General features: G+C 46.9%; 21 protein-coding genes. 8 read left to right on the top strand and 13 right to left on the bottom strand.

Annotation, left to right across the window (positions count from 1 at the left end; translation table 11 throughout):
- Positions 1 to 145 precede the first annotated feature (145 nt).
- Together KI350_RS16255 and KI350_RS23260 are read left to right on the top strand one after the other, a co-directional pair.
- Positions 146 to 1,498 carry an amino acid permease gene (locus tag KI350_RS16255; RefSeq protein WP_025810517.1) on the top strand — a complete coding sequence of 451 codons (1,353 nt, stop codon included), beginning with the start codon at positions 146 to 148 and terminating at the stop codon, positions 1,496 to 1,498.
- A 127-nt stretch (positions 1,499 to 1,625) separates the two neighbouring features.
- The gene (locus KI350_RS23260; protein ID WP_257419524.1) at positions 1,626 to 1,748 is read left to right on the top strand and encodes a hypothetical protein; all 123 of its coding nucleotides are present in this window, start codon (positions 1,626 to 1,628) and stop codon (positions 1,746 to 1,748) included.
- A 48-nt stretch (positions 1,749 to 1,796) separates the two neighbouring features.
- On the opposite strand, the gene ahpF is transcribed toward KI350_RS23260, so the two are convergent.
- From ahpF to KI350_RS16205, 10 genes are all read right to left on the bottom strand, one after another.
- Positions 1,797 to 3,326 (bottom strand): alkyl hydroperoxide reductase subunit F, encoded by a 1,530-nt coding sequence (gene ahpF / locus KI350_RS16250; RefSeq protein WP_020453591.1) that lies wholly within the window; start codon positions 3,324 to 3,326, stop codon positions 1,797 to 1,799.
- Positions 3,327 to 3,339: 13 nt separating this feature from the next.
- Positions 3,340 to 3,903 (bottom strand): alkyl hydroperoxide reductase subunit C, encoded by a 564-nt coding sequence (gene ahpC, locus KI350_RS16245; RefSeq protein ID WP_020453590.1) that lies wholly within the window; start codon positions 3,901 to 3,903, stop codon positions 3,340 to 3,342.
- A gap of 267 nt (positions 3,904 to 4,170) precedes the next feature.
- The gene (gene adhE / locus KI350_RS16240) at positions 4,171 to 6,774 is read right to left on the bottom strand and encodes a bifunctional acetaldehyde-CoA/alcohol dehydrogenase (protein WP_026580397.1); all 2,604 of its coding nucleotides are present in this window, start codon (positions 6,772 to 6,774) and stop codon (positions 4,171 to 4,173) included.
- 274 nt (positions 6,775 to 7,048) lie between these two features.
- Positions 7,049 to 8,452 carry a decarboxylating NADP(+)-dependent phosphogluconate dehydrogenase gene (gnd, locus tag KI350_RS16235; RefSeq protein ID WP_035338094.1) on the bottom strand — a complete coding sequence of 468 codons (1,404 nt, stop codon included), beginning with the start codon at positions 8,450 to 8,452 and terminating at the stop codon, positions 7,049 to 7,051.
- Positions 8,453 to 8,482: 30 nt separating this feature from the next.
- Positions 8,483 to 9,829 (bottom strand): GntP family permease, encoded by a 1,347-nt coding sequence (locus tag KI350_RS16230; RefSeq protein ID WP_065643474.1) that lies wholly within the window; start codon positions 9,827 to 9,829, stop codon positions 8,483 to 8,485.
- 21 nt (positions 9,830 to 9,850) lie between these two features.
- Complete coding sequence (gene gntK / locus KI350_RS16225) at positions 9,851 to 11,392, bottom strand: gluconokinase (protein ID WP_020453586.1); 1,542 nt, start codon at positions 11,390 to 11,392, stop codon at positions 9,851 to 9,853.
- Positions 11,385 to 12,116, bottom strand: coding sequence for a GntR family transcriptional regulator (locus KI350_RS16220; RefSeq protein ID WP_212930535.1), 732 nt, complete (start codon positions 12,114 to 12,116; stop codon positions 11,385 to 11,387). Before KI350_RS16220 ends, gntK begins: the two co-directional genes overlap by 8 nt.
- A gap of 186 nt (positions 12,117 to 12,302) precedes the next feature.
- Positions 12,303 to 12,737 carry an EVE domain-containing protein gene (locus tag KI350_RS16215; RefSeq protein WP_020453584.1) on the bottom strand — a complete coding sequence of 145 codons (435 nt, stop codon included), beginning with the start codon at positions 12,735 to 12,737 and terminating at the stop codon, positions 12,303 to 12,305.
- Positions 12,731 to 13,123: a rhodanese-like domain-containing protein gene (locus tag KI350_RS16210; RefSeq protein ID WP_065643475.1), complete on the bottom strand. Its 393-nt coding sequence runs from the start codon at positions 13,121 to 13,123 to the stop codon at positions 12,731 to 12,733. The genes KI350_RS16215 and KI350_RS16210 overlap by 7 nt, the downstream gene beginning before the upstream one ends.
- Before the next feature lie 12 nt (positions 13,124 to 13,135).
- On the bottom strand, positions 13,136 to 13,507 hold the full coding sequence (locus KI350_RS16205) for a MarR family winged helix-turn-helix transcriptional regulator (RefSeq protein ID WP_228119609.1): 372 nt from the start codon (positions 13,505 to 13,507) through the stop codon (positions 13,136 to 13,138).
- A 206-nt stretch (positions 13,508 to 13,713) separates the two neighbouring features.
- Here KI350_RS16205 and KI350_RS16200 point away from each other — a divergent pair, with 206 nt between their 5' ends.
- Entirely contained in the window at positions 13,714 to 14,886 is a 1,173-nt protein-coding gene (locus KI350_RS16200) for an ROK family transcriptional regulator (RefSeq protein WP_065643476.1), read from the top strand.
- Between the two features lie 35 nt (positions 14,887 to 14,921).
- On the opposite strand, the gene galT is transcribed toward KI350_RS16200, so the two are convergent.
- The 3 genes from galT to KI350_RS16185 are packed head-to-tail and all read right to left on the bottom strand — an operon-like array spanning position 14,922 to position 18,591.
- Entirely contained in the window at positions 14,922 to 16,409 is a 1,488-nt protein-coding gene (gene galT / locus KI350_RS16195; RefSeq protein ID WP_065643477.1) for a UDP-glucose--hexose-1-phosphate uridylyltransferase, read from the bottom strand.
- The gene (galE, locus tag KI350_RS16190; protein ID WP_065643478.1) at positions 16,406 to 17,407 is read right to left on the bottom strand and encodes a UDP-glucose 4-epimerase GalE; all 1,002 of its coding nucleotides are present in this window, start codon (positions 17,405 to 17,407) and stop codon (positions 16,406 to 16,408) included. Before galE ends, galT begins: the two co-directional genes overlap by 4 nt.
- Positions 17,408 to 17,421: 14 nt before the next feature.
- Positions 17,422 to 18,591: a galactokinase gene (locus tag KI350_RS16185; RefSeq protein WP_065643479.1), complete on the bottom strand. Its 1,170-nt coding sequence runs from the start codon at positions 18,589 to 18,591 to the stop codon at positions 17,422 to 17,424.
- Positions 18,592 to 18,832: 241 nt separating this feature from the next.
- Here KI350_RS16185 and KI350_RS16180 point away from each other — a divergent pair, with 241 nt between their 5' ends.
- The 5 genes from KI350_RS16180 (at position 18,833) to KI350_RS16160 (ending at position 25,508) form a co-directional block, all read left to right on the top strand.
- Positions 18,833 to 19,825, top strand: a complete 993-nt coding sequence (locus tag KI350_RS16180) for a galactan degradation operon transcriptional regulator GanR (protein WP_065643480.1) — start codon at positions 18,833 to 18,835, stop codon at positions 19,823 to 19,825.
- 143 nt (positions 19,826 to 19,968) lie between these two features.
- Complete coding sequence (gene ganS / locus KI350_RS16175) at positions 19,969 to 21,237, top strand: arabinogalactan oligomer ABC transporter substrate-binding protein GanS (protein WP_106071167.1); 1,269 nt, start codon at positions 19,969 to 19,971, stop codon at positions 21,235 to 21,237.
- Between the two features lie 81 nt (positions 21,238 to 21,318).
- A complete protein-coding gene (ganP, locus tag KI350_RS16170) occupies positions 21,319 to 22,575 on the top strand; it encodes a galactooligosaccharide ABC transporter permease GanP (RefSeq protein WP_025810524.1) in 1,257 nt (418 codons plus the stop codon).
- Between the two features lie 3 nt (positions 22,576 to 22,578).
- Positions 22,579 to 23,418, top strand: coding sequence for a galactooligosaccharide ABC transporter permease GanQ (gene ganQ, locus KI350_RS16165; RefSeq protein ID WP_020453574.1), 840 nt, complete (start codon positions 22,579 to 22,581; stop codon positions 23,416 to 23,418).
- Positions 23,419 to 23,453: 35 nt separating this feature from the next.
- A complete protein-coding gene (locus KI350_RS16160) occupies positions 23,454 to 25,508 on the top strand; it encodes a beta-galactosidase GanA (RefSeq protein ID WP_023856854.1) in 2,055 nt (684 codons plus the stop codon).
- Positions 25,509 to 25,587 lie beyond the last annotated feature (79 nt).

The following is a 25,587-nucleotide window of genomic DNA, read 5'->3' as shown; positions in this document are numbered from 1 at the left end:
ATGTATTTGTCGTGCTGATGATTGTCAGCGGCACAAATATATTTTGATATTCTTATGACCGCGAGATTGGAGGACATCCAATCTCTTTTTTTTATGGGCTTTTTTACTGCTCGTCGTTCACTAGAGAGGTAAGGAGGAGTTTGATGTGGAACAGCGGGAATTAAAGAGGGACTTATCCAATCGGCACGTACAGCTTATCGCTATTGGCGGGACGATTGGCACCGGGTTGTTTTTAGGCTCCGGTAAGGCGATTCAATTGGCGGGTCCTTCTATCATCTTTGCGTATTTCATTGTAGGTATTGCGCTTTTTTTCGTGATGCGGGCGCTGGGAGAATTGCTGTTATCTAAAGCGGGTTATCAATCGTTAACCGATATTGCCGAGGAGTATCTGGGGCCGCGTGCGGCGTTTGTCACCGGGTGGACCTATTGGTTTTGCTGGATTATGACGGCTATGGCGGATGTGATTGCCGTCGGTGTCTATGTGAAATATTGGTTTGATATTCCGCAGTGGGTCCCTGCACTTATCTGTTTACTCATTTTATTAGGGCTCAATCTGTTGACTGTCAAGCTTTTTGGAGAATTGGAATTTTGGTTCGCTTTAATAAAGGTGATCACGATTCTTGCGTTAATTGTCATCGGTGTTATTTTGCTGGTGATCGGGTTTAAGACGCATACAGGAACGGTTTCGGTTACCAACCTTTGGGCGCATGGCGGTTTGTTTCCAAACGGATTTTCAGGCTTTTTGCTTTCTTTCCAAATGGTGATCTTTGCATATGTCGGTGTGGAATTAGTAGGTGTATCGGCGGCGGAAACGTCGAACCCGAAAAAAAATATTCCATCGGCTATTAATAAAATTCCTTTACGGATTTTATTTTTCTACGTCGGCGCGCTTATCGTCTTATTATGTATTAACCCTTGGATGGAACTGAATGCAGCGGAAAGTCCTTTTGTGAAAACCTTCAGCTTAGTCGGCATCCCGCTTGCCGCGGGAATCATTAATTTTGTTGTATTAACGTCAGCCGCGTCTGCTTGTAACAGCGGGATGTTTTCAACAAGCCGGATTCTGTACAATTTAAGTAAAACGAAACAGGGCCCGGCCAATTTTGCGAAGCTGAATAAAAACCATGTGCCGAGTCACGCGTTATGGGTATCAACCATTGTCCTGTCAGCAGGAGCGCTATTAAGCAAACTGATACCGGAACAAGCCTTTGGAATCGTGACAACCATCAGCGCGATTTGTTTCATATGGGTGTGGGGTGTGATTCTTGTCAGCCATATTAGATACAGGAAAACCCGTCCGCACTTACACGCAGCATCAACATTCAAAGCGCCATTCGCGCCGTTTATCAATTATGTTGTCCTGGCGATGTTTGCGGTCATTCTCATGATTATGCTGTATGCGGATGCGACTCGCCCGGCCTTGCTGCTGACTCCTCTATGGTTTATTGTATTGTTTATTTTATTTTGGATGAAAAAAAACAGGACAAAAAGAACATGATGAGTCAAATTAAATCTCTTGAAAAAGACGGTGTACTGCATGCAGTATGCCGTCTTTATTTTTGATTAACCGTTTACTTTTATAGGTTTATATTTAATGTAGACATGAGAACGAGAGGAATGGAGTCATGGAATACAATTCATACATGAATGGACAATCGCAATATCCCGCTTGGTCCTATCCGTACAATTTGATCATATGGAAAGCGTTTGTCGGCCATGATGTGAAGTCCTATTTATATGGGTTATAACATAAAAAAGCGCCATACTGCCGTTTAAGCAGCATAGCGCCTTTCGTGTTAGTTCCGGATCAAATAATCAAACGCCCCTAATGCGGCATTTGCCCCCGATCCCATTGAAATAATGATTTGGTTATATGGTCCGTCTGTGCAGTCGCCGGCAGCGAATAGGCCAGGGATGGTTGTTTCGCCGCGTTTGTCGACTGCGATTTCGCCGATGCGGTTGCGTTCGACGGTTTCAGGGAGCCATTCCGTGTTCGGCACAAGACCGATTTGGACGAAGACGCCTTGGAGCTCGACGTGTTTTTCTTCTCCTGTTTCACGGTCAACGTAAGTGATGCCGTTTACGTTTTCATCACCCGTGATTTCTTTTGTTTGGGCGTTTTTCACGACAGTCACGTTGGGGAGACTGTAGAGACGTTTTTGCAGAACTTCGTCTGCTTTCAGCTCCGGTGCGAACTCAAGAACAGTCACGTGGTTGACGATACCTGCAAGGTCAATCGCTGCTTCGATACCGGAGTTTCCGCCGCCGATGACGGCGACGTCTTTGCCTTCAAACAACGGTCCGTCACAGTGAGGGCAGTATGCGACACCTTTGTTTTTGAACTCTTGTTCGCCAGGTACGCCGATATTGCGCCAGCGTGCGCCAGTTGACAGAATGACGGTTTTGCTTTTCAGAACAGCGCCGTTTTCGAGTTCAAGATGGAAAAGATCTTTTTTCTCGAGACCTTTTGCGCGTTGCAGGTTCATGACGTCGATCTCGTAATCCTTCACGTGTTCTTCAAGGCTTGCCGCAAGCTTCGGCCCTTCGGTGCGCTTCACGCTGATGAAGTTCTCGATGCTCATCGTGTCAAGGACTTGGCCGCCGAAGCGTTCGGCAACGATTCCTGTGCGGATGCCTTTGCGCGCCGCATAGATTGCTGCGCTTGCACCGGCAGGTCCGCCTCCGACAACAAGTACATCGAACGGATCTTTATCAGAAAGCTCAGATGCATCTGTGCCGCTGCCCATTTTCGCAAGAATTTCTTCAAGCGTCATTCGGCCGCTTCCAAAGGATTCGCCGTTCAAGTATACGGTCGGCACAGCCATAATGTTTTTGCTTTCGACTTCTGACTTGTATGCCGCACCATCGATCATCGTGTGCGTGATGTTCGGGTTGAGCACGCTCATCATGTTCAATGCCTGCACAACGTCCGGGCAGTTGTGGCATGTGAGGCTGATATAAGATTCGAAGCGGTATTCGCCGCTGATGTTCTTGATTTGATCGATGATTTTTTGATCGACTTTCGGCGGTCGGCCGCTTACTTGCAAGAGTGCCAGCACCAAAGATGTGAATTCGTGACCGAGCGGAACTCCGGCGAATGTGACGCCTGTTTCTTCTCCGGCACGATTGACGCTGAAGCTTGGCGTTCTGTCGAGCTGCGCCTTTTCAACAGTGATTTTTGATGACATGGAAGCCAGCTCTTCTACAAGAGCCAGCATATCCTTAGAGACACTGTCATCGCCTGTACTGACTTTAAGGACGATGTCATTTTCAATCATCTGCATGTATTGGTTTAATTGTGCTTTGATATTTGCTTCAAGTACCAATTGAATGCACTCCTTAGATTTTGCCTACTAGGTCAAGGCTTGGTGTCAGTGTTTCAGAACCTTCTTCCCATTTAGCCGGGCAAACTTCGCCTGGGTTTTGGCGGACGTATTGAGCCGCTTTTACTTTGTTGATCAGGGTGCTTGCATCACGGCCGATACCGCCTGCGTTGATTTCAACAGCTTGGATCACACCGTCCGGATCGATGATGAATGTTCCGCGGTCAGCAAGACCTTCTTCTTCGTTCAGCACTTCAAAGTTGCGGGAGATCGTTTGAGACGGGTCGCCGATCATCGCGTAAGTGATTTTGCCGATTTTCTCAGAGCTATCATGCCATCCTTTATGTACGAAGTGAGTGTCTGTAGAAACAGAGTATACTTCGACACCAAGTTCTTTTAGGGCAGCATATTCGTTTTGAAGGTCTTCAAGCTCAGTCGGGCAAACAAATGAGAAATCTGCTGGATAGAAGCAGAAAATGCTCCATTGGCCTTTTAGATCTTCGTGTGTAACATCGATAAACTCACCGTTTTTGTAAGCTTTCGCTGCGAATGGTTGTACTTCTTTTCCGATTAGAGACATAATATCGTCCTCCTGAATGTAGTTTAAGAGAAATAAAAATTGTAAACTTTATTTCTCTGTAATTATTATAATTATATACAAATTATCAAGTAATAAATATTTTTTGTCAAGGGGAAAGCCCATTAATTTTTTGTTAAGTATTTCAGCTAAAGAAAAGAGTTGGAGTTTCGTAACTTTCATATAGTATGATTGGCACAAATGGTAGAGTAGTGAGAATGAAGAGTCCTAATTGAAAACGAAAAGCCGTCGGAATGACGGCTTCTTTGGCTAAACTCCTTTATATGCGGAACGGTAAATCTCAGCAAGCTCCGAAACGAGCGGCAGCTTCGGATTGGCTGTCGTACACTGATCTTCAAAGGCGCGTTCGGCCATGAGATCCACTTTGCTTTCGAATGCGGCAGCATCCACGCCGTTTTGTTTAATGCTCATCGGAATTTTAAGCTCTTTGGCGAGCGAGATAATCTCCTGGATCAGGCTTTCAACGCCTTCTGCAGTTGTTTTTGCAGGCAGGCCGAGCGTTCTGGCAATCTCCGCGTAGCGCTGATCGGCTATGAAGTGGCTGTATTTAGGAAATGCCGTGAACTTTTTCGGCTTTTCTGCATTATAGCGGATCACGTGCGGCAGAAGGATGGCGTTTGCCCGTCCATGAGCGATGTGAAACTCCGCGCCAAGCTTATGGGCTAAGCTGTGGTTGATGCCAAGGAAGGCATTGGAAAACGCCATTCCGGCAATCGTTGATGCATTATGCACTTTTTCGCGGGCCAGCTCGTCGCTGCCGTTTTTGTATGCTCTAGGCAGGTATTCGAAGATCAGCTGGATGGCCTTCATGGCCAAGCCGTCTGTATAGTCGTTAGCCATGCACGATACGTATGATTCAATTGCGTGTGTTAATACGTCCATTCCTGTGTCAGCCGTAATATGTTTCGGCACGGTCATGACAAATTGCGGGTCAATGATCGCGACGTCCGGCGTTAATTCATAGTCGGCCAGCGGATACTTCGTATTCGTTTCTTTGTCTGTAATGACAGAGAATGAAGTGACTTCAGAGCCTGTGCCTGATGTCGTCGGGATCGCGACGAATTTTGCTTTTTCGCCCAGTTTCGGGTATTTGACAATGCGCTTGCGGATGTCCAGGAATTTTTGCTTTAATCCAAAGAATTCAGCATCCGGGTGCTCATAGAACAACCACATTCCTTTTGCGGCATCCATTGCAGAACCTCCGCCGAGGGCGATGATGACATCCGGCTGGAATTTGGCCATCATGTCGACGCCGTTCATCACCGTTTCGATTGAAGGATCAGGCTCGACATCAGAAAAAATTTCACAATGAACGTAATCCGGGCGCCTTCTTAAGTAGTGTAGGACGCGGTCTACATATCCGAGTTTCACCATCCCCGGATCAGTCACAATCAACGCTTTTGAGATGTCAGGCATTTTCGCTAAATATTGGGTTGCGTGTTTTTCAAAATAGATTTTTGGAGGAACTTTAAACCACTGCATATTGACATTCCTTTTCGCCACTTTTTTCGTGTTGATTAAATGAACAGCTCCAACGTTTGACGAGACGGAGTTTCCGCCATATGTGCCGCATCCGAGTGTTAAAGAAGGCATATAGGCGTTGTAAATGTCGCCGATCGCCCCTTGTGACGACGGTGCATTGACGATGATCCGCCCGGCTTTCATCCGTAATCCGAATTCTTTAACGGCTTCTTGATCGTTCGTATGAATTACCGCCGAGTGGCCGGTTCCACCGAACGCGAGCATGTCTTCGGCGCGTTTTAATCCCTCTTGAATTCCGCTGACTTTGTAGCACGCTAAAACAGGGCTCAGTTTTTCCCTGGAAAGCGGGTAATCCGGACCTACGCCTTCTAATTCGGCGATGAGGATTTTTGTATCTTGAGGCACTTTGACACCGGCCATTTCAGCGATTTTGAATGCCGGCATGCCGACGATATCAGCGTTTACCGCGCAAGTATTTTCATTGATGACCAATTTCTCGACCTTTGATTTTTCGGTTTCATTTAAGAAATAGCAGTTGTTTCTTGTCATTTCGACTTTGACGTCTGAGTAGATGTCTTTGTCTATGATGACGGCCTGCTCTGATGCGCAAATCATGCCGTTGTCAAATGTTTTGGATAAGATCAGATCATTGACGGCTTGCTTCAGGTTGGCAGACTTCTCGATGTAGCACGGAACGTTTCCAGGTCCGACACCAAGGGCCGGTTTTCCGGAGCTGTACGCTGATTTCACCATGCCGGCGCCCCCTGTTGCGAGGATCAGGGAAACGTTCGGGTGGGTCATTAAGGCTTGAGTTGCATTCAGCGAAGGCGTTTCAATCCATTGGATACAGTTGTCTGGTGCTCCTGCTTTGACGGCTGCGTTCCGAAGGATTCTCGCCGCTTCGCGGCTGCATTTTTGGGCCGATGGATGGAAAGCAAACACGATAGGGTTTCTTGTTTTGATCGCTATCAGGGACTTGAACATTGTAGTGGAAGTAGGGTTGGTCACCGGCGTCACGCCGGCGATGACACCGACAGGCTCCGCGATTTCAATGACTCCGTCGTGTTCGTTTTCATTGATGATGCCCACTGTTTTATCGTATTTGATATGATGGTAGACATACTCTGTGGCAAACATGTTTTTAATGATTTTATCTTCATAAACGCCGCGCTTCGTTTCTTCGACGGCAAGTTTGGCGAGAGGCATGTGCTGATCAAGGCCGGCAAGCGCCATCTGTTTGACGATCTCATCAATCTGCTCCTGATCAAAGCTGCGGAATTCTTCCAATGCCTTTAGGCCTTTTTCGACTAGCTGATCAACCATGGTTGAGGCATTTTGCTTTTGTTTCATTTCCTTTTCTTCGATTGCCATTGTAAACCCTCCAGTGAATGAATAGGAATTTGATTACAACAGGATGTTCAGGGATGAATGATGCGGACATTGTTTGTGAAACATTTCACAAGTGGAGTTAAAAAATTTTATCCCTGAAGCGGATATCTGGTTTATTTTGGTATCAGTCCTCCTTTTCTGTGGCTGAATTTATCATATCACGAATTTGAAGTATGAGTTTGTGAAATGTTGAACAAAGTATGAAATTCATTCTTGAGTAAAATAAGAATGCACCCCGAGGTCTGGGGTGCAGCTTTTAATACCAGTCCGTATGAAACACGCCTTCCATATCCGTCCGCTCATACGTGTGAGCGCCGAAATAATCGCGCTGCGCCTGCAGCAGGTTTGCGTTTGAGCGGCCCGTCCGGTAGCCGTCGTAATAGGAGAGGGCGGTGCTCAGGCACGGGAATGAGATGCCTGAGCTGATGCCTTCGCAGACGACCTTTCGCAAGCCGGACTGGTATTCTTTTAGTTTTTCAGCGAAGTCAGGTGCGACCAGCAGGTTGGACAGGTCCGGCTGTTTGTCGAAAGCTTCGCTGATGAGATTTAAAAATTGTGCGCGGATGATGCAGCCGCCGCGGAAGATGAGGGCGATGTCCTTTAACGGCAGGTTCCATCCGTTCAGGTCAGACGTCATTTTATATTGAGCGAAGCCTTGGGCATAGGCGCAGACTTTCCCCATGTATAACGCCTGTCTGACGCGGTCGATCCACACGTTCTGATCCAGGGGCCGTTCTTCTGTTTCAGGGCCGGCCAATACGTTTTCGGCAGCTGTCCGTTCGTCTTTTAATGATGACAGGTAACGGGCAAACAGGGATTCCGTGATAATCGATGATGGAATGCCGTTGTCGATGGCCTGCAGGCTCGTCCATTTGCCCGTGCCTTTTTGGCCGGTTTTGTCGAGGATGACGTCGATGAGCGGAGCGCCCGTTCGCTCATCCTTTTTCCTCAGGATCTCTGCCGTGATTTCGATTAAATAGCTTTTCAGCTCTCCTTGATTCCACGTGTCGAAAATGTCAGCGATTTCATCTATCGGCAAAAGAAGCTTTTCTCTTAAAAATGTATACGCTTCAGCGATAAGCTGCATGTCTGCGTATTCGATGCCGTTGTGCACCATTTTGACAAAATGCCCCGCGCCTTTTGGACCGATGTAGACACAGCATGGATATCCTTCTACTTGGGCGGCGATTTTTGTGAGAATCGGAGCTGCTTTTTCGTAGACGTCCCGATCTCCGCCGGGCATAATGGATGGGCCTTTTAAAGCGCCGACTTCGCCGCCGGAAATGCCGATTCCCAAGTAGCCGATACCTTTCGCTTTCAAACTGTCATATCTTCGTTCCGTATCTTCGTAGTGGGAGTTGCCGCCGTCCATGATGACATCCCCTTCTTCAAGCAGAGGAACGAGCGAGTCGATAACAGAATCAACCGGTTTGCCTGCTGTGACCATAAGAAAGATTTTTCTCGGTTTTTCTAAAGACTGTACGAAATCTTCAAGTTCATAGTACGGCTTGACTGTTTGGCCTCCCGTTTTTTGGACGAGTTGATCGGTTAAATCCCTTGTGTAGTTATAGACGGCGACTTGTTCGCCTTTGCTTGCCATGTTCAGGGCGATATTGCTCCCCATGACTCCCAAACCTATGACACCGATTGTATTGCGCATGTAATACCTGCTCCTTCATTTAAGACTTTTTTATACAAATAGGCTTAACAATAAAGTAAATCCTAATCCGGCCACCGCGATAATGGTTTCAAGCAGTGTCCAGGTGGCAAATGTTTCTTTCATGCTTAGTCCGAAATACTCTTTGAACATCCAGAAGCCTGCGTCATTGACATGGGAAGCGATTACACTTCCGGCCCCTGTTGCAAGCACAACCAGCGCAAGATTGACATCGCTTTGTCCGAGCATCGGAAGAACGAGTCCGGTTGTGCTTAATGCAGCAACTGTCGCGGATCCTAAGGAGATGCGCAGAATTGCGGCGATGACCCAGGCGAGCAAGATCGGCGACATGGCTGTTCCTTTGAATAATTCAGCTACATAGTCGCCTACTCCGCCATTGATCAAGACTTGTTTGAAGGCGCCGCCGCCCCCGATGATCAAGAGCATCATTCCGATTTGTGTAATGGCGGTTGAACAGGAATCCATCACTTGTTTGATCGGGATCTTTCTGGCCATCCCCATCGTATAGATCGCGACCAACAGGGAGATGACCATCGAAGTCGAGGCATTCCCGATTAAGCGAACCGCTGCCAGCAGGCTGTTGTCTGCAAGGCCCATCGTTTCTTGAATAAGCGTAATAACAGTCGAAATAGACATGATAATGACCGGAAGCATAGCTGTGAAGACGCTGATGCCGAAGCCGGGCGTCTCTTCAAGCTTGAATGTTTTCTGCTCACCGAGTGAAGCGATGCTGCCCATTTTCTCAAATGATTGCGGGACGATTTTTTTCGCCAGTTTCGTAAATAAAGGTCCGGCCAAAAGAACGGTTGGAATTGCAACAATGATACCGTAGAGCAGCACTTCCCCGATATTGGCGCCGAGCTCTCCCGCGATAGCCGTCGGTCCCGGATGCGGGGGCAGGAAGCCGTGTGTGACGGATAAGGCCGCCGTCATTGGAATTCCAAGGTATAAAATAGATATCTTCAATTCTCTTGAAATGGCGAATACAATTGGAATCAATAATACCAATCCGACCTCGAAGAATAATGCAACCCCGATGATAAAGGAGGCGATGACGACCGCCCATTGGATGTTTTTCTCTCCGAATTTGTTGACGAGGGTCATCGCAATGCGCTGAGCGCCCCCTGAATCCGCGATCAGCCTGCCCAGCATGGCGCCGAGCCCGAAGATCAATGCGATATGGCCGAGCGTTCCGCCAAGGCCTTCTTCAATCGTTTTGACGATGTCGTCAAGCGGCATTCCAAGCGCCAATGCAACCCCGAACGATACGATAATCAAGGAAACAAACGTATTCAGTTTTAACCCCATAATCAAAAGCAATAATGCGACAATCCCGATTGCTACGATCAGTAATGGCATGATAACGCCTCCAATTCTCCCCTATTTTTTGCTGGATAAGCTTCTTTGATAATTTGCAATTTGTGTATATTCGTTTTCAAGTGCTCGAGATAAGTTGATAAAAAGCGGCATTAATTTTCTGTATTCTTTGGCCGATTCTTCTTTCGGCGCGTGTCTGTGCGTGCTTCCGATCATGTCGGAGACGACATCGAATGAATCGATTTTCCCTGTCGCGTACAGCCCCAAAATGCAGGCTCCGAGACAAGAGCTTTCATAGCTTTCCGGCACGACGACTTCCGATTCGAAAATATCGGCCATCATTTGCCTCCATACGTCAGACCTTGCGAAACCTCCGGTCGCCTGAATTCGGGCAACTGGACCGTCCATGCATTCTGTCAACGCCAGGAAGACGGTGTACAGATTGTAAATAACCCCTTCCAATGCCGCGCGAATCATGTGTTCTTTTTTATGCGACATGGTGAGGCCGAAGAATGAACCGCGCACATCCGGATTCCAGAGCGGCGCCCGTTCGCCTGCGAGGTATGGATGGAACAGCAGTCCGTCGGCACCCGGCCTGACGCGTTCGGCAATTTTGGTCAAGACATCGTACGGATCAATGCCGAGACGTTTTGCCGTTTCGATTTCTGATGATGCAAATTCATCTCTAATCCAGCGAAGGACGATCCCGCCGTTGTTGACTGGCCCGCCGATGACCCAATGATTCTCAGTTAAGGCATAGCAAAAGATTCTGCCTTTTTCATCGGTTTGTGGTTTATCGATAATCGTGCGAATCGCACCGCTTGTCCCAATAGTGACGGCGATTTCGCCTTTTTTAATCGCGTTGACGCCGAGGTTGGAAAGCACGCCGTCGCTGGCACCGATGACAAATGGCGTTTGCGGATCAATTCCCATCATCGCCGCCAGTTCCGGATTGCAGTGATGGAAAATGGCTGTTGTCGGAACGAGCTTTGATAGGTGGTCAGGTGTGATGCCTGCAATGGCCAGTGCTTCTTCGTCCCAGGCCAATGTTTTGAGATTCATCATTCCCATCGCCGAAGCTAAGGAGTAATCGACGACATATTGATCAAATAACTTTTTAAAAATATATTCTTTGATTCCGATATATTTTTTTGCTTTGACAGCGATTTCAGGATGCTCGTTTACAATCCATGTGATTTTGCTTAGCGGCGCCATCGGATGAATCGGCGTTCCCGTCCGTTTATAGACATTGTGCCCGTTCATTTCTTCTTTGATTTTATGAGCCCAGCCTTCGCTTCTGTTGTCTGCCCAAGTGATGCAGGAGGTGAGCGGCTTGTCGTTTTCGTCCATCGCAATCACGCTGTGCATCGCGCTGCTGAATGAAATGAATGACGGCTGTTTGTCAGGATGCTGCTGCATGATTTTCGCCGTTGACTGGATGACGGCCTGAAAAATCTCATCCGGGTTTTGCTCAGCGGTCGAGATGTCCGGGGTGTAAAGCGCGTAGCCGATGCTTTCCTTTTGGATCACGTCCCCTTTTTCACTGAATAAAACCGCTTTCGTGCTTGTCGTACCGATATCTATGCCTAACATATAACTAGTCATTTTCTTGTTCGGCCCCTTTCGCCAGCATTTGTTGCGACAGCCACAGATCTTCAACTTTACCTTGCACGTCATCGAAATTTTGATGGAGGGATTTAAGCATCAGATCCCTGTCTTTCGTTTTGATCGCTTTGATATAAAGTTCATGGTTATCGAGAATTCGTTCAAAGTCTTCGTATTTTTCTTTTAAGCGGGCCCGCATGGATAAAAGAATAAAGCTTTCCATCACAGGTTTGAGATTGTTCCATATCATCAAAATGTAAGAATGATTGATGGAGCGGACAATCGTTTCGTGAAATAAGACGTCTTGAAATGAGAACTCGTCGGCATCTTTGTATTTGATGGAGACTTTCATCATCTCCAATATTTTGCTGAGGTCTGTTACCAGTTCGTCGACATTGGCCCGTCCAAGCCGTTCGAATACGAATGTTTCCATCACCAGACGCACATCATAAATTTCTCCAATTTCTTTTTCGGTTAAACCGATGACAACGGCGCCCATCCGTTCCAAACGGATGATTTTTTCCGATGCCAGTATTTTTAAAGCCTCGCGGATGGGAGACCGGCTCACCGAGAATTCCGCAGCCAATTTATTTTCAGATAAAATGGTACCGCTTTCAATCAAGCCGGAAATAATGCGCATTCTCAGCTCGCATGTGACGCGAACACCTGTTGAAGCTCTTGAAAGCCACTTCTCCGGATATAAAAGATTTTTAGATTGGCTCATACACTCACCTTCCTAGTTATACGAGTATACTTGTATACAAGTATGATAACGCGATTATTTTGATTATGCAAACACTTTCATTTCAAATTTTCCGAAAAATTTTTTCCATTTATAAAACGATTTGTTTTGCCAATGCCCTCGAAATACTCCACTAAAGCAAAAAAATATAAAGGGAGCAGCTGCCCTTTATATTTTGACCATTTGTTTAACGATGAGTTTGAAGTCATGTTCGCTAATTTCTATGTGCCCAAATCGAAAGGAATAACCCCAGTGCCGTTTGTTTTTGATGAAAGAGAGGTTGGGAATGAATGGGTGGATCGGCGTTTCCCGGCATTTTAAAAAGTTGATCTTCCTTCTGTAAGGTGAGAATCCTTCTCCCGCATGAACCTTGTAAACTCTGTTATCACTCACTTCCCCTACAGCTGTAAACTTTTGATAGGGCGCATCATCTTTGAGATTTTGTTTTGGCGAGTAATAAATGATCCAATCATCGGGATTCATTCTTTTTAAAGGCGCCTCTTTTCCGTGGCAAAGTTGGGCGAAGCCTCCAGATACACCTTTCAAGACGTGATCGCGCGAAGCTACGCCGATCCAATACCTTCTTTTCATTCCATTCAGCATCCGCAAGCATCCTTGTCAGTATCCCCTTCGGTGCATGCTGACACAGGAAAATTCATTTCTCTCCATGCCGCGATCCCTCCGGTCAGCTCTTTCACTTGATAGCCTTTTTCTAATAAAAATTTAGCTGCTTTAGCTGCCGTATTGCACCAGACATCCCAGCAGTACACAATGATTTCTTTATCTTTTGGAATATCCTCTAATCGATTAGGGAGATCGTGTTCAGGTATCGCTTGAGCACCTTTTATCGTCAAACTCCTGACTTCGCTTGGCCCGTTTCTTACATCTATTAAAAAATATTTTTCAGGGTGATTCTTTGAAGATTTAAAATAATCCATTGGGCTAATGGTGGCTTCTAAACGTGCATTAAAAAAATCGAGTGAATTCATAGGGTATGCCTCCTAGTTTTTATACTTTTTCCATACTTTTAAAAGCAAATCTTTAAATAATTTTTTTTCATTGTCAGTCAGAGGGGATAAAACCTCATATTCTGTCTGTACTAAAACCTGTTTGCATGATGACAGTACATCGCTGCCTTTTTCAGTAAGGATTAGGCTGTATGCCCTGCGATCACTTGCGTTTTTTGTCCTTTCCACAAAGCCTGAAGCTTCTAAATGGTCAACATGGCTCACCATTGTCGTACGGTCGATCTGCAGTTGTTCAGAAATCAGTTTTTGAGAAGAAAAAGGGTTTTCTTCAATAAATACAAGTACTCCGAATTGCCTGGCATTCAAGCTATACGGAGCGAGAACATCAGCAAATTGATCCTCCATTTGCTGAAGAACCTTTCCTAGCAAAAATCCGTAAAATTGACTTAACTGTTTCAAAAATCATCACCACCTAAAATAATCACCAAACAATATAGTCAGTATAACTGATTATATTTTTGAACGCAAGCCTTCTTGTTTTCGTTTGTTAATTTAATTAATTAACCGTGGTACAATAAAACCTACGATATGGTGTAAATGGAGGATTTCACATGCAGCGTGGTACATTTCAATTAATGAAATCGGTGAACAAATCGATCATTCTTAATAAAATCAGAACTTCAGAGCCGATTTCGAGAGCCGAGATCGCCAAGGAAACAAAGATTACCCCTCCCACGGTCTCAAGCATTGTCAAAGAGTTGATCGAACAAGGGCTCGTGAAAGAAAGCACGCTCGGCCATTCGAGCGGCGGAAGGAAGCCGACAATGCTGCACATCAACACAGGTGCCTATTATGTCATTGGCATTGATGCCGGGCCTGAGACGGTGGAGTGCATCTTAACCGATTTAGCCGGAGGGATACTGCAGCGGACATCCAGCCTGCTGAAAAAACCGCTGACAAACGAGACGTTCATTGATGTTTTAAAAGAAAATGTTTATGCGATTTTGGGACGGGTCGATGTCAATCAGGAAAAGATCATCGGGATCGGCATCGCAATGCACGGGGTCGTCGATGCTGAAACGGGAATGTCACGCATCGCCCCGATTTTAAACCTAACCAATATTCCCATTAAAGATGTGCTGGAACAAGAATTCAACTTAACGGTCAGAGTTGAAAACGATGCCAGGGCGATGGCGCTTGGCGAATCGTGGTTCGGCGGCCGCGATGATGCAGGCAGTATGGCGGCCGTAAACGTCGGCCACGGTGTCGGTGCGGGGATTGTCATCAACGGAAAACTGTACCATGGAGCGGAAGGAATCGCAGGGGAACTGGGCCATATGATCATTGATATTAATGGAGAAAAGTGCGAGTGCGGCAACCGGGGCTGCCTGCAGACGATTGTGAGCGGTAAAGCGATTGCCGAGCGGGGAAACAAACGGTTAAAAGAAAGTCCGGACAGCCTGACAGCCAAAGATTTGTTTGAAATGGCCGAGAACGGCTGCCAAACGTGTATCGAACTCTTTCGGGAAACCGGTGTGATGATCGGAATCGGGCTGACCAACTTCATTCATCTTGTCAATCCGGGCAAAATCGTGCTGGGCGGCGGAGTGATGAAAGGCGGGAGGTTCATATTGCCGGCGATACGAGAAACGATACAGCAGAAAGCCTTAACAGCCGAAGCGAGGCAGACAGAGGTGACGATAACGAAGCTCGGCGATGAAGCGACGCTTTACGGAGCCGTTTCATTGCTGTTGGCGGAGCTGTTTGATCCGGTGTTAAAATAAGCCTTTTTTTCGCCTGTTTTAACACCGGTGAAGCCTTACCCCTGACGATTGACCGTGTGGATGAAGCGCATGAAAGCTTCGCGGTTTTTGAATACCCCGGCATCCTCAAGGGCTTTAACAAATTTCCGGCCAAGTTCTTTTCGTACAATTGATTCAGCATGCTTCGGCCCGGACAGCTCTCCGTATTCGGTTTTGAGCTGTTCGGCCCATTCCCGGTGATGCGCTTCAACGGCATCTGACTGACCGAGCAGGAATTCTTGGACACCTGCCAGTTCGGTCTTTAAGCGGGGAGGAAGAACGGCCAGGCCCATCACTTCGATTAAGCCGATATTTTCTTTCTTAATATGGTGAACGTCAGCATGCGGGTGGAATATGCCGTATGGATGCTCGGCAGATGTCCGGTTGTTTCTGAGCACAAGGTCGATTTCAAAAACACCGCTCATGTTTCTTGCAATAGGCGTAATCGTGTTATGAGGCGTTTCATCAGTAAAAGCCGTAATATCCGCTTGTTGATCCGAGTAGTTTTTCCAAGTCTGAAAAATATGATCCGCCGCATCGACAAGGCTGTTGATCGCCGTTCCTTTCAAGCGGATGACAGACATCGGCCATTTTAAAACAGAGGCTTCGATGTCCGGATGCTGTTTGATTTGAAAGGAGAACGCGTCTTCTGCGCGCGTCATCGCAAACTCATATCGTCCGGCTTGATAATGGTCATGGCTTAAAATAGACCCGCCGACGATCGGCAAATCGGCATTCGATCCGATAAAATAATGCGGAAACAGCTCTGTAAAAACAAGCAGCCTGTGAAAGGCAAGCTTATCAATTTTCATCGGCCGATGCTGCTCAGAAAATAAAATGCTGTGCTCGTTATAGTAAGCATATGGAGAATATTGAAAATACCAGTTTTCTCCGGCGAGCGGGACTTTAATAATCCTGTGGTTCGCCCGGGCGGGATACCCGATTCGTCCTGCATACCCTTCGTTTTCTTTGCACAGCAGGCACGTCGGATAGCTGCGTGCTCGTTTTGCAGCGGCGCGCTCCCGTTTGATTTGCTCAGGGTCTTTTTCCGGCTTTGACAAATTGATCGTAATATCCATTGTGCCGTAAGGTGTATCCGCCTGATACGAAATATTTCTTTCAATTCGTTTTGTCTGGATATAGTTGCTGTTTTTGCTGAGCTGATAAAAATAGGCGGTCGCCTCCAGCGGCGATTGCTCGTATTTTTGCTGAAACACGGCATTGATGACAGAAGGTCTTGCAACAAAGCAATTCATCACATTTGCCGCCAGCATGTCTTTCGCGTCTGCGTCGTCGGTTATGACGCCGTGTTCAATTGCATAAGCGGCGAGTCTTTCCAAAAGGTCGGGGATGGAGTCGCCGGAAGCCGCAGGGGCTTCTTCGGGAAACGAGTCCAGACCCAGCAGGTTCATCACTTGGTTGCGTGCGTAGTTCACGTCATCCGGTTCGATTAACCCTGTTTCAAGCGCTTTTTGAATGAGTCCGGCTATGTCTTGTTCAATCATGTTGACACTTCCTTCCTGTACCCGTTTGGATGTGATGAATGCCACTTCCAGGCGTCTTCAATGATCTTTGCTACAGAAGTGCGCGAAGGCCTCCAGCCTAGGACCTGCTTTGCTTTGTCAGAGCCGGCAATCAGGATGCTCGGGTCGCCGGCTCTGCGCTTGCCGATCTCGGCGGGAATGTCTTTGCCGGTGACCTTTCTCGCCGCATCAATCATTTCTTTCACCGAAAATCCTTCGCTGCTGCCGAGGTTGAATATATCGCTTTTGCCGCCTTCTCTTAAATAGTCCAAAACCGACAGATGAGCGTCAATCAGGTCTTCGACATGAACATAGTCGCGGATGCACGTGCCGTCGGGCGTATCATAGTCATCCCCAAAAATCGTAATATGCGGTCTTTGTCCGAGAGCGGTTTGCAGGATGATGGGGACCAGGTGTGTTTCCGGATGATGGTCTTCTCCGATCTCTCCCGTTTCCCTTGCTCCTGCGACATTAAAGTACCTGAGAGACACAAAGCTGACTCCATGGGCTTCTTCAGTCCGCTTCATGAGCTTCTCCATGATCAGTTTCGTTTCCCCGTAGGTGCTTGTCGGCCGCGTCGGCATGTCTTCTGTGATCGGCACCGATTCAGGCTCTCCGTAGACGGCCGCCGTCGAGGAGAATACGATTTTTTTCACATCGTGCTCAAGCATCGTCTGAAGCAAAACCTGTGTCCCGGATACATTGTTGTCGTAGTATTTAAGCGGATCTTTCATTGATTCGCCGACAAGTGAACTGGCGGCGAAGTGGATCACTTCTTCAATACGTTCCTTTTCGAAAACAGTGCGGAGGAAGTCGCGATCGCGCACATCCCCTTCATAAAAGACTGCCTCAGGATGTACGGCCTGTCTTTGGCCGGTCTCAAGGTTGTCAACGACAACGACGGTTTCGCCCCTGTCCAATAATTGATACACGGCGTGTGAACCGATATAGCCGGCACCGCCCAAAACCAACACACTCATATCCATTCCCCTTTCTATATTTCTTTGGCGCCGTCGCCTATCGCCGCAGTATAAAATGCGGCATCATAGCCAACCGTTTCGCGGTAGACGGCATTCACGCGTTCTTTAAAGCTGTCTGTCCGGTCTTTTTCTACAATCGCAATCGCACAGCCGCCGAACCCGGCGCCGGTCATGCGTGCACCCAGGACGCCGTCTTGTTCCCAAGCCGCCTGGACAATGGTATCAAGCTCCAGCCCTGTCACTTCATAATCATCCCTTAAAGACATATGAGATTCATTCATCAGCTTGCCGAACCCGGCGAGGTCGTCCCCGCGAAGTTTTTCCAGCGCTTTCAGCGTCCGGGCATTTTCGCACACCGCATGCTTGGCGCGTTTTCGATTAATTTCATCTCGGATGAGGTGCTGATGAGCTTCAAATGCTTCCGCCGTCATTTCGCCCAGGCTTGCAATCGGTAACTCCTGCTGCAGATCGCGGAGCGCCTCTTCGCATTGGGCACGCCTTTCATTATATTTAGATCCGGCCAGCGTCCGCTGTTTGTTTGTATTGATGATGATCACATCGTGTTCCTTCAATACGAAGGGAGCGTATGTGTAATGAAGTGTTTGGCAGTCTAACAAAATCGCGTGATCCTTTTTCCCCATGCCGATCGCAAATTGGTCCATAATGCCGCTGCCTACGCCGATGTATTCGTTTTCGACTTTTTGTCCGAGCTTAACCATGGAGATCGTGTCTGTCTGCAAACCATAAAGCCCTTTTAAAAGAACGCCTGTCGCAAGTTCAATCGATGCGGAAGAAGAGAGGCCCGCCCCGTGCGGAATATTTCCGTAATACAAAATATCGGCGCCGTGAACGATTTGATGGCCTGCTGCTTTCATCAAAAGGAACATTCCTTTCGGATAGTTGGCCCAGCCGTCAGACCGGTCAAAGGCTAAATCGCTCAAGCTGCATTCAATTATGCCTTTGTCAGGGAAGTTCTTTGAATAGAAACGGATCATTTGATCATCTCGTTTCACGCCAAGGGCATAGGTGCCAAATGAAATCGAAGCGGGGAAAACATGCCCTCCATTATAATCCGTGTGTTCGCCGATTAAGTTGATTCTTCCCGGAGCAAAAAAGGTTTGCGGTGTCTGTTCTGTCTTAAAAATAGAGCGAAAGTCGTTTGATAAAGCGGCTGTAGTATTCATATATCCTCCCATTCGTTTGACATGCAGACTTAATAAATTAATTTAATTAAGTTTAACCCCAGTTTACTACGGGTTTTCAATTGGTGCAATAAAAAGTGTTTTTTCAAATGAAACGTTTTCATGTAAAATCCTTATTGGCGGGGATAGGGCAATCAGCACTTGACTTTTACAAAAATCAACGTTAAATTAGTAAAATATTTTACTAAAAAATATGAAAGATGTTCATGGAGGTTTTGCAATCGTGGCGACGATAAAAGATGTTGCAGAAAAGGCGGGGTATTCCATCTCGACGGTTTCCCGCGTATTAAATAACGACGAAAGCCTGTCCGTACCCGATGAGACGCGGGAGAAAATATTTGAAGTGGCGGAAAGCCTGAACTACCGCAAAAAAACGATCAGAACACTGGTAAAAAACATCGCGTTTCTGTACTGGCTGACGGATAAAGAGGAACTCGAAGACGTGTATTTTAAAACGATGAGGCTGGAAATCGAGAAGCTCGCAAAGCAATTCAACGTTGAACTGACGACGTATAAAATTTCGGGGGGTATTGACGCCATCCCCGAAAACATTGAAGGATTCATTGCGGTCGGATCATTTTCAGATGATGAATTAACCCGGTTAAGGCAGATGACGCCTCGCGGAGTATTTATCGATTCGACGCCGGATCCGAATCATTTTGATTCAGTCAGGCCGGACTTAAAGCAGATGACGAGGAAAACGGTGGACTTTCTTATTGAAAAAGGGCATGAAAAGATCGGCTTTATCGGAGGCACGTACCACAATCCCAATACCGATGAAGACGAAATGGATGTAAGGGAACGAACGTTTCGCGATTATATGAGGGAAAAAGGGCTCTTGGAGGAAGGCTTTATTTTTTGCCGCAGGGGATTTTCGGTGGAAAACGGCTACCATCTGATGGATAAAGCGGTTGAAACATTGGGCGAAAAGCTGCCGACGGCCTTCTTTACAGCGGCGGATCCGATCGCCGTAGGCTGCCTTCAGGCTTTAAATGAAAAAGGGGTCGCCATCCCGGGCAGGGTGAGCGTCATCAGCATCAACAACATCAGTGTGGCGAAATACGTATCTCCGCCGCTGACGACATTCCATATCGATATTAAAGAACTTTGCAAAAACGCCATTGAATTGCTTCTTGAACAAATACTTGAAAAGAGAAAAGCTGTAAAAACGCTATATATCGGTGCAGAACTGGTGGTCAGGAAAAGCACCAATTAAAAAAAGGCGCGGGCTGTTCATAAGCCGCGCCTTTTTCGTAAAACATTTTACTATAGTCAGTAAAATAATTGTTTACACTTTTTCTTAGACATGCTATATTGTTTTTGTAAAACGCTTTCAATCCAATAAAAGGAATGAGACAAATGATGAATATGAAAAAATATGTTGGAATCAGCAGTGTGATTGCTCTCAGTTTGTCTTTAACTGCCTGCGGACCTAAAGAGAGCAGCAATGAAGCATCAGGCTCGAAGCAAAAGGAACTCGTGGTCTGGGAAGATAAAGAAAAAAGCGAAGGCATTAAAGATGCCGTTGCCCAGTTTGAAAAAGAGCACGGCGTATCTGTCAAAATCGTCGAAAAGCCTTACGCAAAGCAGATCGAAGACTTGCGGATGGATGGACCGGCAGGAACGGGGCCTGATGTGTTAACGATGCCTGGAGATCAAATCGGAACAGCGGTAACGGAAGGTTTGATCAAGGAATTAAAGGTGGACAAAGAAATCCAATCGATCTATACGGAACCGGCAATGAGATCCCAGGTGACAAACGGTAAGGTCTACGGCCTGCCGAAAGCGGTCGAAACGACGATGCTCTACTATAATAAAAATTTGATTTCTGAAAAAGAACTGCCGAAAACGCTGGATGAATGGTATGAGTATTCGAAAAAAACGGCTGACGGCAAAAAATTCGGCTTCCTGGCGCTGTTTGACCAGATTTATTATGCACAGAGCGTCATGGGAGGATACGGCGGCTACATTTTTAAGAGCCATGCAGACGGCACTTATGATCCGGCTGATCTCGGCTTGAATAACAAAGGTGCAGTTGAAGGAGCCGAGTACATTCAGAAGTTTTATCAAGAAGGGCTGTTCCCTGCCGGAATTATTGGGGAGCAGGGCATCAATGTGCTGGAATCGCTGTTTACGGAAGGAAAAGCAGCAGCGATTATTTCTGGTCCGTGGAATCTGGAACCGTTCAAAAAAGCGGGCATCGACTACGGGGTTGCCAAGCTGCCTAAGCTGTCCAACGGCAAACATATGAGTTCTTTTGTCGGCGTGAAGAGCTACAATGTAAGCGCTTATTCGAAGAATGCCGATCTAGCGGAAGAATTAGCCGTCTTTCTCGCCAATAAAGAAAACTCAAAGAAGAGATATGAGATCACAAAAGAAGTTCCCGCTGTCAAAGAACTGGCGGCTGATCCTGCCGTCACAAAAAGCGAAGCGGCTCAAGCTGTTGCCGAGCAATCTCAGTACTCAGAGTTGACGCCGAATATTCCTGAGATGAATGAAGTATGGACGCCGGCGGATGCGGCTCTGCAAACGATCGCAACCGGAAAAGCGGAACCGAAAAAAGCGCTTGATCAAGCCGCGGAAACGATACAAGGACAGATCAAAGCGAAGCACAGCGGCAGCAAATAAGCCGCAGCATTGGTGTCAAACTTGTCTTAAGTTTGGCGCCATTTATGATCAGGACGTCCATATAAAGAGGTGAAAGAGAAGGTGCAGCATCGCAAAAAAGCTTTACTATTATCAATCATTCCCGGTTTGGGCCAATTCTACAATAAACAATGGATAAAGGGTCTGTTATTCCTTCTTTTAGGCGTCTCGTTCTTTGCGGTTTTTGGCGATTTGCTGAATATGGGGCTGTGGGGCCTGTTTACGCTTGGAACCGAAGTGCCGCGCGATAACTCGATTTTTCTATTGGCAGAAGGCATCATCGCCGTGATTGTCACCGGTTTTGGGCTGGCTGTCTATTACGCCAATTTGCGGGATGCCTACCAAAACGGAAAGCGGCGCGATGAACAAAAGGAGCTCAGTTCACTCAAGGAACAATATCATAATTTAATGGCTCAGGGATATCCGTATCTCATCAGCGGACCATCACTGTTCATTTTGATTTTCGCCGTTGTTTTTCCGATTTTGTTCAGCTTTGCATTAGCTTTTACAAATTATAACCTCTACCATTCTCCGCCTGCCCACCTTGTCGATTGGGTAGGGCTTAAAACGTTTTCCGAAATTTTCACCGTTGATATTTGGCGGTCGACCTTTTTGGATGTTTTAGCTTGGACCATTGTCTGGACGCTTGTCGCTTCTACGCTCCAAGTCGGGTTGGGAATTTTGTTGGCGGTTGTCGTCAATCAGAAGGAAGTCCGCTTCAAGAAATTTTTCCGGACGATTCTGGTTTTGCCTTGGGCCGTGCCCGGCTTTGTTACCATTCTTGTGTTTGCCGGCCTCTTTAATGACAGCTTCGGTGCATTCAATCATCAAATCCTCGCCGCATTCGGCATCGATCCGATTCCCTGGATGACGAATGCCAATTGGACGAAGCTGGCGCTTATCCTCATGCAGGGGTGGCTCGGTTTTCCTTATGTGTTTATTGTGACGACCGGTGTTCTGCAGTCGATTCCGGACGACCTGTATGAAGCGGCGACAATTGACGGCGCGTCCGCGTTTTCGAAATTCAGGCATATCACAATGCCGCTGATTTTAATCGCAATGGCGCCGATTATCATCACGCAATTCACTTTTAACTTTAATAACTTCAACATTATCTATCTATTCAATGGAGGCGGTCCGGCTGTTCCCGGGTCAACAGCGGGAGGAACCGACATTCTGGTGTCCTGGATTTACAAATTGACGATGCAGTCGAGCCAGTACTCTTTAGCCGCCGCATTGACGATCCTGCTGTCGGTCTTTGTCATCTCGATCGCGCTGTGGCAGTTCAGACGGACAAATTCTTTCAAAGAGGGGGCTTAACATATGAAGAAAAGAAGATTCTTTCGGCTCCTTCTGACCTATTCTCTGTTGGTTTTTATGACAGCCGTTATCATATATCCTCTGCTTTGGACGGTGGGAGCCAGCTTTAATCCCGGCAACAGTTTGGTCAGTACTTCTATCATTCCGGCAAATCCGACATTGGATCACTATAGAGAATTATTTGCAGGAAAAGAGAGCCTTCAATACGGGCAATGGTATATAAACTCGCTGAAAATCAGCATCTTTACGATGATCGGATCAATCATCAGTGTTTCTTTTACAGCTTATGCTTTTTCACGGTTTCGTTTTAAAGGTAGAAAAAACGCTTTAGTTTTATTCATGCTGCTGCAAATGATTCCTCAATTTTCGGCTTTGGTTGCGCTCTTCGTTTTAGCGCAGATGCTCGGAATGATGAACAGCCATTGGCTGCTGATTTTGCTGTACATCGGCGGGCTTATACCGATGAACACGTATTTGATGAAGGGGTATATGGATTCCATTCCCATCGATTTGGATGAGAGCGCTAAGATTGACGGCGCTAGCAATACAAGGATTTTTCTGCAGATTATTATGCCGCTATCCAAACCGATGATCGCGGTCGTCGCCATGAACGGATTCACCGGACCGCTCGGGGATTTCGTTTTGTCTTCGACCATATTGCGGACGCCGGAGTCGTATACATTGCCGATCGGTTTATACAATTTAGTCAATGAAGTCATGGGAGCCAGCTATACGACGTTTGCCGCCGGCGCCATTTTGATCAGCATTCCGGTAGCCGTCATCTTTATCATGCTGCAAAAGAACTTTGTATCAGGGTTGACGGCAGGCGGAACGAAAGGATAGTCCGAGAAGAATATGGTCTAAAAAAGGAGAGTATTATGCCAAAAATTTACACGACACAAGCAAAATACATGCTTCACGGGGGAGACTACAATCCGGATCAATGGCTTGACCGTCCGGATATTCTTGCAGATGATATCAAGCTGATGAAGCTTGCCCATACGAATACATTTTCAGTGGGGATTTTTTCATGGAGCGCTCTTGAGCCGGAGGAAGGCGTCTATACGTTTGAATGGCTGGATGATATGTTTGAGAACATTCACCGGAACGGCGGACGGATTATAATGGCGACACCGAGCGGCGCCCGTCCTGCTTGGCTGTCGCAAAAATATCCGGAAGTGCTGCGCGTCAATGCGGAACGTGTCAAACAGCTGCATGGCGGAAGGCACAATCATTGCTTCACTTCATACGTATACCGTGAAAAAACGAGAAAGATCAACCGCTTGCTGGCTGAAAGGTACGGCAGCCATCCTGCCCTTTTGATGTGGCATGTCTCCAACGAATACGGAGGAGAATGCCATTGTCATCAATGCCAGCACGCTTTTAGAGACTGGCTGAAAAAGAAGTACAACAATGATCTTAAATCTTTGAATGATGCATGGTGGACGCCTTTTTGGAGCCATACCTTCAACGATTGGTCACAGATTGAATCGCCGTCTCCGATCGGTGAAAATGCGGTGCACGGCTTGAATTTGGACTGGCGCCGCTTCGTCACTGATCAGACGATCTCTTTCTTTCAAAATGAAATCGTTCCGTTGAAGGAAATCACGCCGAATATTCCGATTACGACCAACTTTATGGCTGACACGCATGATCTCATTCCATTTCAAGGGCTGGACTACAGCAAGTTTGCCAAGCATCTGGACGTGATCAGCTGGGACGCGTATCCCGCCTGGCACAATGATTGGGAAAGCACAGCTGATTTGGCCATGAAAGTCGGCTTTATCAATGATTTGTACCGCAGCCTGAAACAGCAGCCGTTTCTTTTAATGGAATCGACGCCAAGCGCTGTCAATTGGCACAATTTTAATAAAGCGAAACGGCCGGGGATGCATCTCTTGTCTTCTATGCAGATGATCGCCCACGGATCTGACAGCATTCTCTATTTTCAATGGCGGAAATCCCGCGGCTCATCGGAAAAATTTCACGGTGCGGTTGTCGGCCATGACAATTGTTCCGAGAACCGCGTATTTAAAGAAGTGGCAAAAGTGGGGCAAACCCTTGATGAACTGTCTGAAGTCGTCGGAACGACCCGGCCCGCGAATGTCGCGATCCTCTATGATTGGGAAACCCATTGGGCGCTCGAAGATGCACAAGGATTCGGGATGAAAACCAAGCGGTATCCCCAAACCTTGCACGAGCACTACCGCGCGTTTTGGGAGCGTGATATTCCAGTCGACGTGATTACGAAGGAACAGGATTTTTCGCCGTACCGGTTGCTGATCGTTCCGATGCTTTACCTAGCAAGTGAAGAAACAATCGCGCGTTTAAAAGCCTTTGCTGCAAACGGGGGCACATTGGTGATGACGTATATTAGCGGAATCGTCAACGAATCTGACCTGACCTATTTAGGCGGATGGCCGCAAGATCTGCAAGAGATGTTTGGCATGGAACCTGTTGAAACCGATACGCTCTATCCGGGCGACAAAAATAGGGTCCGTTATCAAAACCGGTCCTATGAGCTGAAAGATTATGCGACCGTGCTGAAGCTGGATACGGCAGATCCCGTGGGATTCTATGAGGACGATTTTTATGCGGACACGCCGGCTGTTACAAGCCATTCATACAAACAGGGGAAGACGTACTATATCGGTGCGCGCTTAAGCAGTCAATTTCATCGGGATTTTTATGAAACATTGATCAAAGAGCTATCGATTCAACCGGCTTTTGGTGTGAAACATCAGCCTGGCGTCTCCGTTCAAGTCAGACAGGATGAAGAAAATGATTATATTTTCATCATGAATTTCACAGAAAAACGCCAGCCCGTCGTGTTGGAGTCGGCCGTTAAAGATATGCTGACCGGAGAAACGCTGACCGGCGAAATCACATTGGAAAAATATGAAGCCAGAATAGCGGTAAAAACAAAAAAATAAGCCCGGGGGACATCCGCTTTAATGTGGGTGTTTCTCTTAAAAAAATAATGAAAGCGTTTTCTGTTTGGCGTGTGTCAAT

It is taken from the genome of Bacillus sp. J41TS8 (assembly GCF_018333035.1).
GTDB lineage: Bacteria > Bacillota > Bacilli > Bacillales > Bacillaceae > Bacillus > Bacillus paralicheniformis.
Note: the sequence above shows the minus strand (reverse complement) of the source record. Positions and strands in the feature narration are given on the sequence as shown.